This window comes from Mesorhizobium sp. M0870 (assembly GCF_040319775.1).
Classification (GTDB): domain Bacteria; phylum Pseudomonadota; class Alphaproteobacteria; order Rhizobiales; family Rhizobiaceae; genus Mesorhizobium.
On sequence record NZ_JAMYOI010000009.1, the window covers coordinates 109,572 to 122,502 of the forward strand.

At 64.8% G+C, this 12,931-nt stretch carries 11 protein-coding genes; 6 read left to right on the forward strand and 5 right to left on the reverse strand.

The window, feature by feature from the left end; all coding sequences use genetic code 11:
* Positions 1-204: 204 nt before the first annotated feature.
* The 3 genes from NKH97_RS13440 to NKH97_RS13450 are packed head-to-tail and all read right to left on the reverse strand — an operon-like array spanning position 205 to position 4,387.
* On the reverse strand, positions 205-1,692 hold the full coding sequence (locus NKH97_RS13440) for an aldehyde dehydrogenase (RefSeq protein ID WP_352611509.1): 1,488 nt from the start codon (positions 1,690-1,692) through the stop codon (positions 205-207).
* Complete coding sequence (locus tag NKH97_RS13445) at positions 1,689-2,882, reverse strand: cytochrome P450 (RefSeq protein WP_352611510.1); 1,194 nt, start codon at positions 2,880-2,882, stop codon at positions 1,689-1,691. The genes NKH97_RS13440 and NKH97_RS13445 overlap by 4 nt, the downstream gene beginning before the upstream one ends.
* Before the next feature lie 56 nt (positions 2,883-2,938).
* Positions 2,939-4,387: an APC family permease gene (locus tag NKH97_RS13450; RefSeq protein WP_352611511.1), complete on the reverse strand. Its 1,449-nt coding sequence runs from the start codon at positions 4,385-4,387 to the stop codon at positions 2,939-2,941.
* 173 nt (positions 4,388-4,560) lie between these two features.
* Here NKH97_RS13450 and NKH97_RS13455 point away from each other — a divergent pair, with 173 nt between their 5' ends.
* Genes NKH97_RS13455 through NKH97_RS13480 form a run of 6 tightly spaced genes read left to right on the forward strand, consistent with a single transcriptional unit; the run spans position 4,561 to position 10,993 of the window.
* Positions 4,561-5,331 carry an IclR family transcriptional regulator gene (locus tag NKH97_RS13455; RefSeq protein ID WP_352440634.1) on the forward strand — a complete coding sequence of 257 codons (771 nt, stop codon included), beginning with the start codon at positions 4,561-4,563 and terminating at the stop codon, positions 5,329-5,331.
* Positions 5,331-6,611, forward strand: a complete 1,281-nt coding sequence (locus NKH97_RS13460) for a Tm-1-like ATP-binding domain-containing protein (RefSeq protein ID WP_352553237.1) — start codon at positions 5,331-5,333, stop codon at positions 6,609-6,611. The genes NKH97_RS13455 and NKH97_RS13460 overlap by 1 nt, the downstream gene beginning before the upstream one ends.
* Positions 6,608-7,276, forward strand: a complete 669-nt coding sequence (locus NKH97_RS13465; protein ID WP_352673111.1) for an HAD family hydrolase — start codon at positions 6,608-6,610, stop codon at positions 7,274-7,276. Before NKH97_RS13460 ends, NKH97_RS13465 begins: the two co-directional genes overlap by 4 nt.
* Before the next feature lie 20 nt (positions 7,277-7,296).
* Entirely contained in the window at positions 7,297-8,646 is a 1,350-nt protein-coding gene (locus NKH97_RS13470; RefSeq protein WP_352673113.1) for an aminotransferase class III-fold pyridoxal phosphate-dependent enzyme, read from the forward strand.
* A 35-nt stretch (positions 8,647-8,681) separates the two neighbouring features.
* On the forward strand, positions 8,682-9,974 hold the full coding sequence (locus tag NKH97_RS13475; protein WP_352673218.1) for an aminotransferase class III-fold pyridoxal phosphate-dependent enzyme: 1,293 nt from the start codon (positions 8,682-8,684) through the stop codon (positions 9,972-9,974).
* Positions 9,971-10,993, forward strand: a complete 1,023-nt coding sequence (locus NKH97_RS13480) for a phosphotransferase enzyme family protein (RefSeq protein WP_352774314.1) — start codon at positions 9,971-9,973, stop codon at positions 10,991-10,993. The genes NKH97_RS13475 and NKH97_RS13480 overlap by 4 nt, the downstream gene beginning before the upstream one ends.
* A gap of 26 nt (positions 10,994-11,019) precedes the next feature.
* On the opposite strand, the gene hpaH is transcribed toward NKH97_RS13480, so the two are convergent.
* Together hpaH and NKH97_RS13490 are read right to left on the reverse strand one after the other, a co-directional pair.
* Positions 11,020-11,826, reverse strand: coding sequence for a 2-oxo-hept-4-ene-1,7-dioate hydratase (hpaH, locus tag NKH97_RS13485; protein ID WP_352774316.1), 807 nt, complete (start codon positions 11,824-11,826; stop codon positions 11,020-11,022).
* Positions 11,823-12,695, reverse strand: coding sequence for a fumarylacetoacetate hydrolase family protein (locus NKH97_RS13490; protein WP_352774318.1), 873 nt, complete (start codon positions 12,693-12,695; stop codon positions 11,823-11,825). Before NKH97_RS13490 ends, hpaH begins: the two co-directional genes overlap by 4 nt.
* Positions 12,696-12,931 lie beyond the last annotated feature (236 nt).

The following is a 12,931-nucleotide window of genomic DNA, read 5'->3' on the forward strand; positions in this document are numbered from 1 at the left end:
GCCTTGATCACATCGTCAGGAATTCTATTGATTTAATCAAAGAACGCGTTTCGCCGTTCTCGCCAAAGCCAGGAATATTCTCTCAAAAATTCCAACGAAGAGAGAACAAGACGGCGCTCGGCCGACCGCCGCCGGATCTAAGGCGATCCTGGGCATCTCCGTGGGAAGGTCAGATTCGGAGGCAGGCCAGCGCCACGGTTGGTCTCAAAGCGCGATCCACGCGGTCTTGAGTTCCAGATATTTCTCCAGCGCGTGCAGCGACTTGTCGCGGCCGAAGCCCGACTGCTTGACGCCGCCGAGCGGCACGGTGATGTCGGCGCCGCCATAGGTGTTGACGTGGACGACGCCGGCATTGATGGCGCGCACCATGCGATGCGCGGTGGAGAGGTTGGCGGTCCACACCGCGGAGGCAAGCCCGTAGACGGTCGAATTGGCAAGCCGGACCGCCTCCTCCTCGGTTTCGAAGCGCATGACGCCGAGTACGGGCCCGAACACCTCCTCACGCGCAAGCTGCATGTCTTGCGTGACGTTCTCGAAGATCGTCGGCGCCATGTAGCTGCCGCCGGTCTCGGTCAGGATCCGTTCGCCGCCGGTGACGAGACGGGCACCTTCTTCCGTGGCCCTGGCGACGAAACCGAGGTTCTTGTCCAGCTGTTCGGCGCTCGACACCGCGCCGATGTCGCTGGAGAGATCGAGCGGGTCGCCGACTTTCAGCCGGGTCGTTGCCAAGAGAAGCTCGTCCATGAAACGGTCATAGACCGACGCCTGGACGAGCAGGCGCGAGCCGGCGACGCAGACCTGGCCGGAATTGCGAAAAATGCCGTTGGCCGAGACGCCCGCCGCCTGTTTTAGGTCGGGAGCATCGGCAAAGACGATGTTGGGCGACTTGCCGCCGAGTTCGAGGAAGACGCGTTTCAGGTTGGAGCGAGCGGAATATTCGAGCAGCCGCCGGCCGACCGGGCCGGAACCGGTGAAGGCGATGGCGTCGACATCCATATGCAGGCCGAGCGCCTCGCCGGTAACCGAACCACGGCCGGTGACGACATTGAGCACACCGGCGGGAAGTCCGGCCTCGCTTGCCAGTTCGGCCAGCCGCAGCAGCGTGAGCGAAGCGATTTCCGGGGGCTTGACCACCACGCAATTGCCGGCGGCAAGCGCCGGCGCAATCTTCCAGGCGCCGATCATCAGCGGAAAATTCCACGGCACGATGACGCCGACGACGCCGAGCGGCTCCTTGTGGATCAGTCCCAGAACATTGTCGGCCGTCGGCGCGATCTCGCCATAGACCTTGTCGATGGCCTCGGCGTAGTAGCGGATGGTGCCTGCCGCCGAGAGCGGTTCGGCCTTGTAGGCCATGCCGATCTCGGTGCCATTGTCGCGCACGCCGAGCACGGCGAGCTCGTCGGCATGCTTTTCGACCAGCTCGGCGAATTTCGTCAGCACCTTCTTGCGAAAGGCCGGCGCTGATCGCGACCACGAGCCCTTCTCGAACGCCTTGCGCGCCGACTTGACCGCGCGGTCGATGTCGGCGGCATTGCCATCGGCGATACTGGCAAACGGGCGGCCATCAACCGGCGACGTCACCGGCAGGGTTTCGCCGCTTGTAGCCTCGGTCTGTGCGCCATCGATGAACAGGCCCCGCGCGCCGATCTCCGTCTTGCGCAGCGTGTCGATGGCAACCTGACTGATCATGGATGACGGACTCCAAGGGACACATGCAATGTGGTGGGCGCGCGGAATTCCCAGCCGCGAAACACCGGTTCCCTGCCCTGCACAAGGCTGAGATCGGGGAAGCGTTGGAGCAACAGCCTTACCGCAAGGCACATCTGCTCGCGTGCGAAGAACCGGCCCGAGCAGAAATGATGGCCGAAGCCGAAAGCGGCATGGTTGCCTTCGTCGCGGTTGATGTCGAAGCGGTCGGGATCGGCAAAGCGGCTCTCGTCGCGGCTTGCCGAAGAGACGAGGGCGGCTACCGCGGCGCCGGCGGGGATCGTCACGCCGCCAAGCTCGACCGCCCGCGTCGTCTGCCGCGTCTGCGTGCCGATCGGCGCCACCCAGCGCAAACCTTCATCGACAGCCTTCGGCACAAAGGTCTCGGGATCGGCGAGCACCTGCCGCAATTGTTCGGGGTGGGCCAGCAGGCCGGCGACGATCGAGCCGGCGCCATGTCCGGGCTCCTGCATGCCGCCAAGCAGGATGACCTTGATGCTCGGCATCAGGAAGTCGATTGGCCGCGTCGTGCCCTCCGGCATGCCGTCATGCAGCATATGCGACAGCGCGGAATCATCCGGTGCGTGGACAAGCCTTTCCAGCGTCGGCAGGATGGCGTCGCCGACCTCGGCGCTGATCGCGTCGGCGATCTCCTGCCGCTTCGGGTCGTTCTCGAAATTGATGGCGCCCTGGGCAAGGCCATAGAACCAGCGGCGCAGCGTCGGCATGTCGATGTCGGCAAGGCCGAGCGAGCGCGCCAGGCTGAGCGTCGACACCGGCTCGAAATAGTCGGCCATCAGCTCGGCGGAACCCTGGTTGGCGATCCGATCGAGAAAAGGTTCGGCGATCGACCGCACGAGGTCGCTGGCATAGGCGGCGACTGTGCGCGGCCGGTATTTCGGGTCGACGCCTTGGCGCAGTTGCTTGTGCGTCTCGCCATCGGTGGTCAGGATGGTGGGCTTGCCGAAGGAGCGCTCGACCGGCGACGAGCCGACGACGGCGGAGAAGATGTCGGGCGACTTGGCGACGCTCTCGACATCCTTCCAGCGGGTGACGAACCACAGATTGACCGCCGGCACGAAAGCGACAGGCGCGCTGCGCCTGAGCTCTGCATAGATCGGGTAGGGATCGGCTTCCAATGCCTCGACGGTGATATTTTCGGCAAAGCTCAAATCCGCCACTCCCCTTGGTGTAAGGGGCGGCGTGGCACGCCGCCCCTTTGCTTTTCTCAATCTTTCAACGGCTGGCCGAGGGTTTCGAAGGCTATGGGATCGCGGCTCTTCAGCGCGCTGGCCAGCAGCAGGCCGACGATCGCGGCGATCAGCACCAGCCCCGGCAGGAACACACCGAGAAAACCGCCGGCCCCGGACAGGCTGCCGAAATTGATGACGATCAGGTAGATGATGATGACGAAGGCGATGAAGGTCAGCCCGGGCAGGATGGTGGTCTTCATCGCGTTCTCCTGCGTCGATGGATTGGCGCGGAAGAACATCACCACGGCAAGCGAGGCCACCGCCATCATGACGATGACGCCGAGCGTCGCGACATTGGTCAGCCACGAAAACAGCGCCAGCACCGGATCGAGGCCGAGCACGGCGAAGAGGCCGACGACGACCGCGGCGAGCACGCTCTGGATGATGGAAGCGACATGCGGGCTCTGGTGCACCGCATGCGTCACGCCGACCGTCTGCGGCAACAGTTTTTCGCGGCCCGAGACATAGATATAGCGCGCAACCGCATTGTGGAACGCCAGCACGCCGGCAAACAGGCTCGACACGAACAGGATGCTCATCGCCTGCGACAGCATCGTGCCGGCGTAACGATCCGACAGGCCGAACAGGAAGGTCGTCGGATCCTGCAGCCCTTGCAGCGTCGGCAGCAGCTTGTCGACACCGGCGCCGACCGCCATCAGCCATGCCGTGAGCATGTAGAAGACACCGATCAGCACGACCGAAAAATAGGTGGCGCGCGGAATGGTGACCTTTGGATCGCGGGCTTCCTCGGCATAGATCGTCGTCGCCTCGAAACCGATGAAGGCGGCAAAGCAGAACAGGATTGCGATGGCCGGCGAGCCGCTGACGATCTGGCTCCAGCTGAATGGCGCCGCCGACAGGCCGCTGTCGCCGCCGGTCTTGAGGATGGCGATGTCGAGGACCAGCACCACAAGATATTCGCACAGCACCAGCACCGTCAGGATCTTGGCGGAGAGGTCGACCTGCCGATAGCCGAGCACGGCGACCAGCGCGATGGCGATGAAGCTCCACACCCACCAGGGCAAATTGATGCCCCAGCCGGCGAACAGGCCTGATGTCGCGGCACCGAGCAGGCCCATGACCCCGATCTGCATGGCATTGTAGGACAGGATGGCGATCAGCGCCGTAGCGCCGCCGGCCATGCTGCCGAGGCCGCGCGCGGCATAGGCATAGAAGGCGCCGGCATTGCCGACATGGCGTGACATGGCGACATAGCCAACCGCGAACAAAAGCAGCAGCACCGTCACGATCAGATAGGTGCCGGCAAAGCCGGCGCCATTGCCCATCAGCATGCCGAGCGGCGTGCCGCCGGCGACGGCCGTGAGCGGGGCGGCCGCCGAAATCACCATGAAGGTGATGGCGCCGACGCCAAGACTGTTCTTGCGCAGCCTGTTGGCCGGCGCCTGTTCTGCAACTGCCGTCATTGATCCCTCCTGTTTGCAAACCCTCAGGCTCGCCGGCCGAATGGCCTGTCCCATGCACTCTGGTGGTCGGTTCATTATTCGAACCGTTATTTTGAATATAGACTTGCAAACAATGCCGATGCCTGTCAAGTTAATTCACACGTTAAATGATTGTCCCGAACCGGGAGGCAAATTTGAGTACGGTCGGAAAAGCGATCTCGCTTCTGGAGCTGTTCAGCGTCGACGAGCCCGAGCTCGGCCTGTCCGATCTGGCGCGCCGCTCGGGCTTCGACAAGGCGACGACAAGGCGGCTGCTGGTTGCGCTGGCCGGCCATGGTTTTGTCGAGCAGGATATCGGCACGCGGCACTATCGCCTCGGCGCCGGCCTGTCGCGGCTGGCGCGCATCCGCGAAGCGCGCTTTCCCTTCCTGCAGACGGCTGTTCCGCTGGTGCGGGACCTGGCAGCATCGACGGCCGAGACCGTGCATTTGTCGGAATTCGGCGTCGACAGCCTGGTCACCGTCCATGTCGAGCATCCGGCATGGGCGAACCGGGTCAACATCGACATCGGTCAGTTGCTGCCCCTGCATTCGACCGCGTCAGGCATCGCCTATCTGGCCTTCGCCCGCGACGAGACCGTCAAGGCATGCCTGACGGGTTCGCTCGACGCTTTCACGGCCCATACGCTGATCGAGCCGGCCGCAATCTCAAGATCCATGAGCGAGGCGCGCGAGCGCGGCTATTCGATCTGCGACCAGGGCTATGAGGAAGGTGTGATCAGCGTCGCGGCGGCAATCCGCGGGGCGGATGGCTTTGCGCTCGGCACCATCGCGGTGGCGGCGCCAAAGGCCAGAACGACGGCAGCCGCGATCGCCGAACGGGGACTTGCCGTGAGGGAGGCGGCACGGGAGATTTCCATGCGCCTCAACGGCGAAAACCTGCAAATCTTGAGGAGGCAGGCCTGATGCCCTCGGAGACAGCGCCCCGCATCCTGGTCATCGGCACCGGCGACACAAAGGCCGAAGAGCTGCTGTTCATGAAACAGTGCATCGAGGCGTCGGGCGGCAGCGCCGTGATGATGGATGTCAGCGTGCTGGGCGACCCGCCCTACAGCCCGGACCACGACAAGCACGCCGTGGCCCGGGCTGTAGATGTGACGATCGCCGAGATCGTTTCGAGCGGTGATGAGAACACCGCCATGACGCTGATGGCCGGCGGCGCCGTGCAGCTGGTGCGCAAGCTCCATCAAAGTGGCGAGATCGACGCGTTCATTGCCATAGGCGGCTCCATGGGAACCGATCTGGCGCTCGACGTGGCGCTTTGCCTGCCGCTCGGCGTGCCGAAATTCGTCGTCTCGACCATCGCCTATTCGCATCTCATCCCGCCCGAGCGCGTCGCCCCCGACCTGATGATGATCCTCTGGGCGGGCGGACTGTACGGCCTCAACAACATCTGCAGGCTGGTCCTGTCGCAGGCCTGCGGTGCGGTCGTCGGCGCGGCTAAAATCGTACTGGCGTCTCGCGCGTCGGCGCAGGCACCGGGGCCGACCATCGGCATGACCTCGCTCGGCAGCAGCTGCCTGCGCTACATGAAGACGCTGAAGCCGGCCCTGGAACGGCGCGGCTATGACGTTGCGGTCTTCCACACCACCGGAATGGGCGGCCGCGCCTTCGAATCGATCGCCGGCCAAGATCATTTCTGCGCGGTCTTCGACTTCAGCCTGCAGGAAATCACCAATCATCTCGCGGGATCCGTCGTCAGTTCCGGCGCCGACCGGCTGGAGAATGCCGGCGCTCGCGGCATTCCGCAGATCGCCGCACCCGGGGCGGTCGACATGGTCGATCTGCCGACCTGGCAGGATTTGCCGGCTAAATTCTCGACGCGGCCGTTTCATGCCCACAACAGGCTGATCGCTTCGGTCACCGTCGATGCCGACGATCGCCGCCAGGTCGCCAAGACCATCGCCGCCAAGCTCGGTGCCGCGAAAGGCCGCTCCGCCTTCATCCTGCCAACCGGAGGCATCCAGGAATGGGACGTGCAGGGCGAGCCGCTCTATGACCCCGAGGCTCTCGCGGCCTTCACTGACGAAATGCGCAGGGCTATTCCCGCCGGGGTCGAGTTCCACGAGATCGACGCTCACATCAACAGCGACGACTTCGTCGGCAAGGCGCTCGAGATCTTCGACCGCTGGGTCGAGGAAGGCATCGTCCCGCGCGGCAAGCCGGCCAAGGGAGTGGCAGCGTGAGTGCTGTTCCCGCCCAGGCGCTTGTCCTCGATTTCGGCGGCGTCGTCACCCGGACCCTGTTCGAAACGCATGCTTTGACCGAACAGGCGCTCGGCCTTGCGCCTGGAACGCTGCAATGGCGCGGGCCGTTCGATCCTGACAGCGATCCGCTGTGGCGCGCGATGCAAGCAGACGAGATCAGCGAGCGCGACTACTGGCGCTCCCGCACCAGTGAGGTCGGTCAGCTCATCGGCGAGGACTGGCAGGCGATGGAAACCTTCGTCCGGCGCGCGCGTGGCGCGGAGCCGGAAAAGGTGGTGCGGCCCGAAGCCGACAGCGCCATTCGCACGGTGCATGCGGCCGGCTTTCGACTGGCCATACTGTCCAATGAACTCGACCTGTTCTACGGCGCCGACTTCCGCCAGCGGCTGCCGTTGCTCGGCTTCTTCGATGTGATCACCGACGCCACCTACACCGGCATCCTCAAGCCCGATCCGCGCGCCTATGCCTTGGTCACCGAAGCGCTCGGCCTGCCGGCCGGTGCTTGCGTCTTCGTCGACGACCAGCAGCGCAATGTCGATGGCGGCTGTGCTGCCGGCATGCGCACGGTTCATTTCGACGTTGCTCACCCGGCCCAATCCTATGCCGAAGCACTCGGCCATTTCGACCTCGTTTCAGCTGCCTGAGATTTTTGCGGAGCCCTTTCATGCGCGACATCAATTTCCTCACCGAGACCAACGCCAAGCCGATCTGGCACCCAATGGCGCATCCGGCCGAGATGCGGGCCAACCCGCCAAAGGTGATCATGAAGGGCGAGGGCGTGATGGTCACCGACATCGCCGGCAACACGGTGCTCGATGCCGTCGGCGGCCTGTGGAACGTCAATCTCGGCTACAGCTGCGCCCCGATCAAGAAGGCGATCGCCGACCAGCTTGGCGCGCTGCCCTATTATTCCGGTTTTCGCGGCACCTCGACTGGACCGTCGATCGAACTCGCCTACGAACTCTGCGAATGGTTCGAGCCTGAAGGCATGGTGCGGACCTTCTTCACCTCGGGCGGCTCGGATTCGGTCGAAACGGCACTGCGACTGGCCAGGCAATATTGGAAGATCCGCGGCCAGGCCGACCGCACCAAGTTCCTGGCGCTGAAGAAAGGCTACCACGGCACGCATTTCGGCGGCGCGTCGGTTAACGGCAACGCCAATTTCCGTCGCAACTACGAGCCGCTGCTGCCCGGCGTCTTCCACATTCCCGCACCCTGGACCTTCCGCAATCCATTCGACGAGACCGATCCCGCGCGGTTGGCGAGGCTCTGCGCCAAGGCGCTGGAGGACGAGATCGCCTTCCAGGGCGGCGACACCATCGCCGCTTTCATCATGGAGCCGGTTCTCGGCGCCGGCGGCGTCATCGTTCCGCATGAGAGCTTCATGCCGCTGGTGCGCGAAATCTGCGACCGCCACGAGATCCTGCTGATCGCCGACGAGGTGGTGACGGGCTTCGGCCGCACCGGCGCATGGTCGGGTTCGCGTCTGTCCGGCGTGAAGCCGGACTTCATGACCATCGCCAAGGCGATCACGTCAGGTTATTTCCCGCTCGGCGCGACCTTGATCGGCGGAAAAGTCGCCGATGTCTTCGAGGCCGACAAGACCAGTTTTGGTGCGATCGGCCACGGCTATACCTATTCCGGCCACCCGGTCGGCTGCGCCGCGGGTCTGGCGGCGCTTGCCGAGACCAAACGGCTTCGCCTGAACGAGAACGCGGCGGCACGGGGCGTCGAACTCGCGGCCGCGCTGGAGGAGCTGAAGGCCAGGCATGCGATCGTCGGCGATGTCAGGTACAAGGGCTTGATGGCGGCGCTGGAGTTGGTCTCGGACCGCACGACGAAAAAGCCGGCCGACAAGAAGACCATGGCCGTGGTTTCGGAGGCCGCCTATGAGGCCGGCGTCATGCTGCGCGTGTCGGGCAACGCCATCATCCTGTCGCCGCCGCTCATCATCACCGCCGCCGACGTGACGAAGATCGGTGAGGCGCTGGATGCCGGCCTGTCGAAGGTCTGACGGTTTAGTGGATGGAACGGAGTTTCGAGATGCAAATGGCTCAATCGCAGGAAGCTCTGGTTAGCCGGCGTTCCCGCCTGCTCGGGGGGAAATCGCAATTGTTCTATGATGAGCCCGTGCACCTGGTGCGCGGTGAAGGCGTCTGGCTCTACGAAGCCGACGGCCGCAAATATCTGGACGCCTACAACAATGTCGCGCATGTCGGCCACTGCCACCCGCATGTGGTCGAGGCCCTTTGCCGGCAGGCAAGCCTGCTCAACACACACACGCGCTACCTGCACACCGCCATCCTCGACTATGTCGAGCGGCTGACCGCGACCTTCGATGCCAGCCTGTCGACCGCCATCCTGACCTGCACCGGCAGCGAGGCCAACGACATCGCGCTGCGCATGGCGCAGGCCGCGACCGGCCGCATGGGCATCATCGCCACCGACGCCACCTACCATGGCAACACCACGGCGGTTTCGCAGCTCAGCACCCGCATGCCGCCGGTCGGAGGCCGCGCCCGCAACGTCAGGCTGGTGCCGGCGCCCGACAGCTATCGCCAGCCGGATGCGATGGCCAACAGCAAAGCCTTTGGCGACGCGGTGCGCGAAGCCATCGCGTCGCTGGAAGAGAACGGCATCGGCCTGTCCGGCATCATCCTCTGCCCGCTGCTCGCCAATGAAGGCTTTCCGACGCTACCCAGCGGCTTCTTCGACGGTGCCATGCGCGCGGTGCGCGACGCCGGAGGACTGGTCATCGCCGACGAGGTGCAGCCCGGTTTCGGCCGAACCGGCAGCCATTTCTGGGGCCACCAGCGCGCCGGCTTCGTTCCCGACATCGTCACCATGGGCAAGCCGATGGGCAACGGCCATCCGGTCGCCGCCGTGGTCACCACCAAGGACACATTGGCGACCTTCCGCAACGCTTTCCGTTACTTCAACACCTTTGGCGGCAATCCGGTTTCCTGCGCGGTGGCCAATGCCGTCCTCGACGTCATCGAGCAGGACGATCTCGTCGCCAACGCACGCGATGTCGGCGCCTATGCGCTCGGTCTGCTGCGCCCGCTGGCCGAGCGCCATGAATGCATCGGCGAGGTCAGGGGCGCCGGCCTGTTCTTCGGCGCCGAACTGGTTCACGACCGCGAGACGCGCGAGCCGGCGCCCGACATTGCCGAGCAGGCCGCCAACCGCATGCGCCATCGCGGAGTGCTGATGGGCAAGACTGGTATCCACGGCAATGTGCTGAAGATCCGCCCGCCAATGCCGTTTTCACGCGACAATGCCGACGTCCTGATCGGGCTGCTTGACGAAGTGCTTGGTGAAGTCGGCGGAGTGAAGGCGTGAGCGCTGTTTCCGCGCAGTCCGAGCCCGAGACGGCAGCCGATGTCACGGCGCTTGCCAGGCGCGCGCTCACCCATTGGGGCATTGATGAGGGTGAGCCGGAGCTGCTGAAATTCCGCGAGAACGCGGTGTTTCGCGTCATCTTGCCAACAGGCCAGCCGGCCGCCATGCGCATTCATCGGCTTGGCTATCACACGGACGCCGCCCTGCGCTCGGAACTGCAATGGATGGGCTTTCTGCAATCGGCCGGCATCGCCACACCCTCGCCGGTCGCCACGCCGGCCGGCGATCTGTTCGTGCTTGTCAGCGCCAACGCCTCAGTGCAACCCCGTCAAGTCGATTGCTTGAGCTGGCTGGAAGGCCGCGCCGTCGGCGCGCGAGGCGTGCCGCTGGATTTTACGCCCGAGCAGGCAAGACAGGTCTTTACCGCGATGGGGCGAACCATCGCCCACATGCACAATGTCACGTCTGCCTGGACGCCGCCCGCCGGCTTTGCCCGCCATGCCTGGGATTTCGACGGCTTCTTCGGTGCGAACCCGATTTGGGGCCGTTTCGAGACCTCGCCCTTCCTCGACGGCCCTCGTCGCGAGCTGGTTTTCCAGGCGCGGGAAAAGGCCGTGGAGGCGCTGTCGGAGCATGAACGCAGCGCCCGCAATTTCGGCATCATCCACGCCGACCTGGTGCGCGAGAATGTGCTCGTCCATGACGGCGCGATCCGCATCATCGACTTCGACGATTGCGGCCATGGCTGGCACATGTACGACCTTGCCGTCGCGCTGTACCAGAACCGCGAGGAGGCGATCTATCCGCTGATCGAGGCCGCTCTGCTCGACGGCTATCGGCAGGAGCGGGAGCTGACGGCGCGCGACATCGCCGCGCTGCCGCTGTTTTCGGCCTTGCGCGCCTTCGCCTTTCTTGGCTGGGTGCAGAGCCGCGTCGAAGGCGACATCACCAGGGATGTCGGCATGCGCATGTCGGCCATCGCGGCCGATGTGGTGATTGCCTATCTGCGTGGGGAATAGGCCGATCGACAAGAACTGGCGGGTCATCAGCCCTTCGCGAAATGGATGCTGACCGTGCCCGAACTGCCGAAATCGGCGACGATGGTGTCGCCGGGACGCGCCTCGACCGGGCGCACGAACGATCCTGACAGCACCACCTCACCTGCCGCGATCGACATGCCGTAGCGGGCGAGCCGATCCGCCAGCCAGGCGATGCCCATCGCCGGATGGTTGAGCACGCCGGCGCCGAGCCCGGTTTCCTCGACCTCGGCGTTGCGCGAGACGATGGCGCCGATCCAGCGCATGTCGGCCTCATCAGGACGTTGCGGCCGGCCGCCGATGACAATGCCGGCATTGGCGGCATTGTCGGAAATCGTGTCGAAGAAGGTGCGTGCCTTCTTCGTCTCGGCATTGACGCGCTCGATGCGCGTATCAAGGACTTCCAGCGCCGGCGTGATGTAGTCGGTTGCGTGGAGCACGTCGGAGATGGTCACGCCGGGGCCTTTCAGCGGCGCCTTCATGACGAAGGCGATCTCGGCCTCGACGCGCGGCTGGATGAAGCGGCCGGCCGGCACCGTCGCGCCGTCATGGAAGAACATGTCGTCGAACAGCACGCCCGAATCCGGCGTGTCGATGGCAAGCGCGTACTGCATTGCCTTCGATGTCAGCCCGATCTTCCAGCCCTTCGGCTTCAGCCCGGCATCGATCTTGCGCGTCACCAGCGCCGCTTGCACGCGGTAGGCGTCCTCCATCGTCGCATCGGGAAAATCGAGGCTGAGCAGACGGATCTGGCGGCGCGACCGCTCGGCCTCGAACAGCCGTGCCGCGGCGTCTTCCACTTGCTCCGGGGTCATTGCGCTGCCTCGTCGACGACACCGTTTCTGAGCACGCCGATGCCATCGGCCTCCACCTCGATCACATCGCCGGGCTTCAGCCAGATCGGCGGATCGAAGCGGGCGCCGGCACCCGTCGGCGTGCCGGTGACGATGATATCGCCCGGCACCAGCGTCGTGAAGGTCGAGATGTAATTGATGATCTTGCGGAACGGGAAGATCATCCGGCTGATGCGATCCTGCTGGCGCAGCTCGCCATTGACGCGGGTGGTCAGCGCAATGTCGGCAATCTGCGCCTCGTCGGTGAACGGCACCAGCCAGGGGCCGATCGAACCCGTGCGGTCGAAATTCTTGCCTTGCGTGACGTTGAACTTGGCATGGCGCACCCAGTCGCGGATGGTGCCCTCGTTGCACAGCGACAGCGCCGCAATATGGCCGAGCGCGTCGGCCTCCGCGATGCGCCGGCCTGCCTTGCCGATGACGATGACGATTTCGCCCTCATAGTCGAGCTGGGGTGATTCCGGCGGCCGCACCAGCGGCGCGCCATGGCCGACGAATGAACGGGGAAAGCGGATGAACAGCGACGGGTTGGAGGGCGCAGCCTGGCCGTCCTTGTACTCCTCGTTGCGGTCCGGATAGTTGACGCCAACGCAGATGATCTTTTCCGGCGACGGGATCGGGATTTCGTAGGCGATGGCGTCGAGTGGGAAGTCCGGGGCGAAGGCCTCGGCCTCTTCCGCCAGCCGCCGCAAGGCGCCGGCCTCGATCACTTCGCGCAGCGTCGGCCACTGTCTGTGGCGCGCCGACAGGTCGATGACGCCCTTGCTCGTGATCGCGCCATAGCGCGCCTTGCCGCCGACGGTGAAGGTGGCGAGCCGTGCGGGGTTCATGCTGCGGCTCCGGCTTTGGTGATGTTGATTGCGGGCAAGGTTGGAGCTCTACGGCGCCCCCCTCTGTCCTGCCGGACATCTCCCCCTCTTGGGGGGAGATTGGATATCGTCTCTGCCTTCGCCAATTTCCAGCGTTGCGAGAAGGGCCCGGGCCGCGAGGCCAGCCAATCTCCCCCCTTGAGGGGGGTGAGGAGTGATCCGCGTAGCGGACGGGAAGCCAATTGCTTGGCTTTCCG

Excerpts from the sequence above, each read along its gene's own strand:
- NKH97_RS13440 (WP_352611509.1), bottom strand. The coding sequence starts at position 1,692 with ATGATCAGTCAGGTTGCCATCGACACGCTGCGCAAGACGGAGATCGGC.
- NKH97_RS13450 (WP_352611511.1), bottom strand. The coding sequence starts at position 4,387 with ATGACGGCAGTTGCAGAACAGGCGCCGGCCAACAGGCTGCGCAAGAAC.
- NKH97_RS13460 (WP_352553237.1), top strand. The coding sequence starts at position 5,331 with ATGCCCTCGGAGACAGCGCCCCGCATCCTGGTCATCGGCACCGGCGAC.
- NKH97_RS13470 (WP_352673113.1), top strand. The coding sequence starts at position 7,297 with ATGCGCGACATCAATTTCCTCACCGAGACCAACGCCAAGCCGATCTGG.
- NKH97_RS13475 (WP_352673218.1), top strand. The coding sequence starts at position 8,682 with ATGGCTCAATCGCAGGAAGCTCTGGTTAGCCGGCGTTCCCGCCTGCTC.
- hpaH (WP_352774316.1), bottom strand. The coding sequence starts at position 11,826 with ATGACCCCGGAGCAAGTGGAAGACGCCGCGGCACGGCTGTTCGAGGCC.
- NKH97_RS13490 (WP_352774318.1), bottom strand. The coding sequence starts at position 12,695 with ATGAACCCCGCACGGCTCGCCACCTTCACCGTCGGCGGCAAGGCGCGC.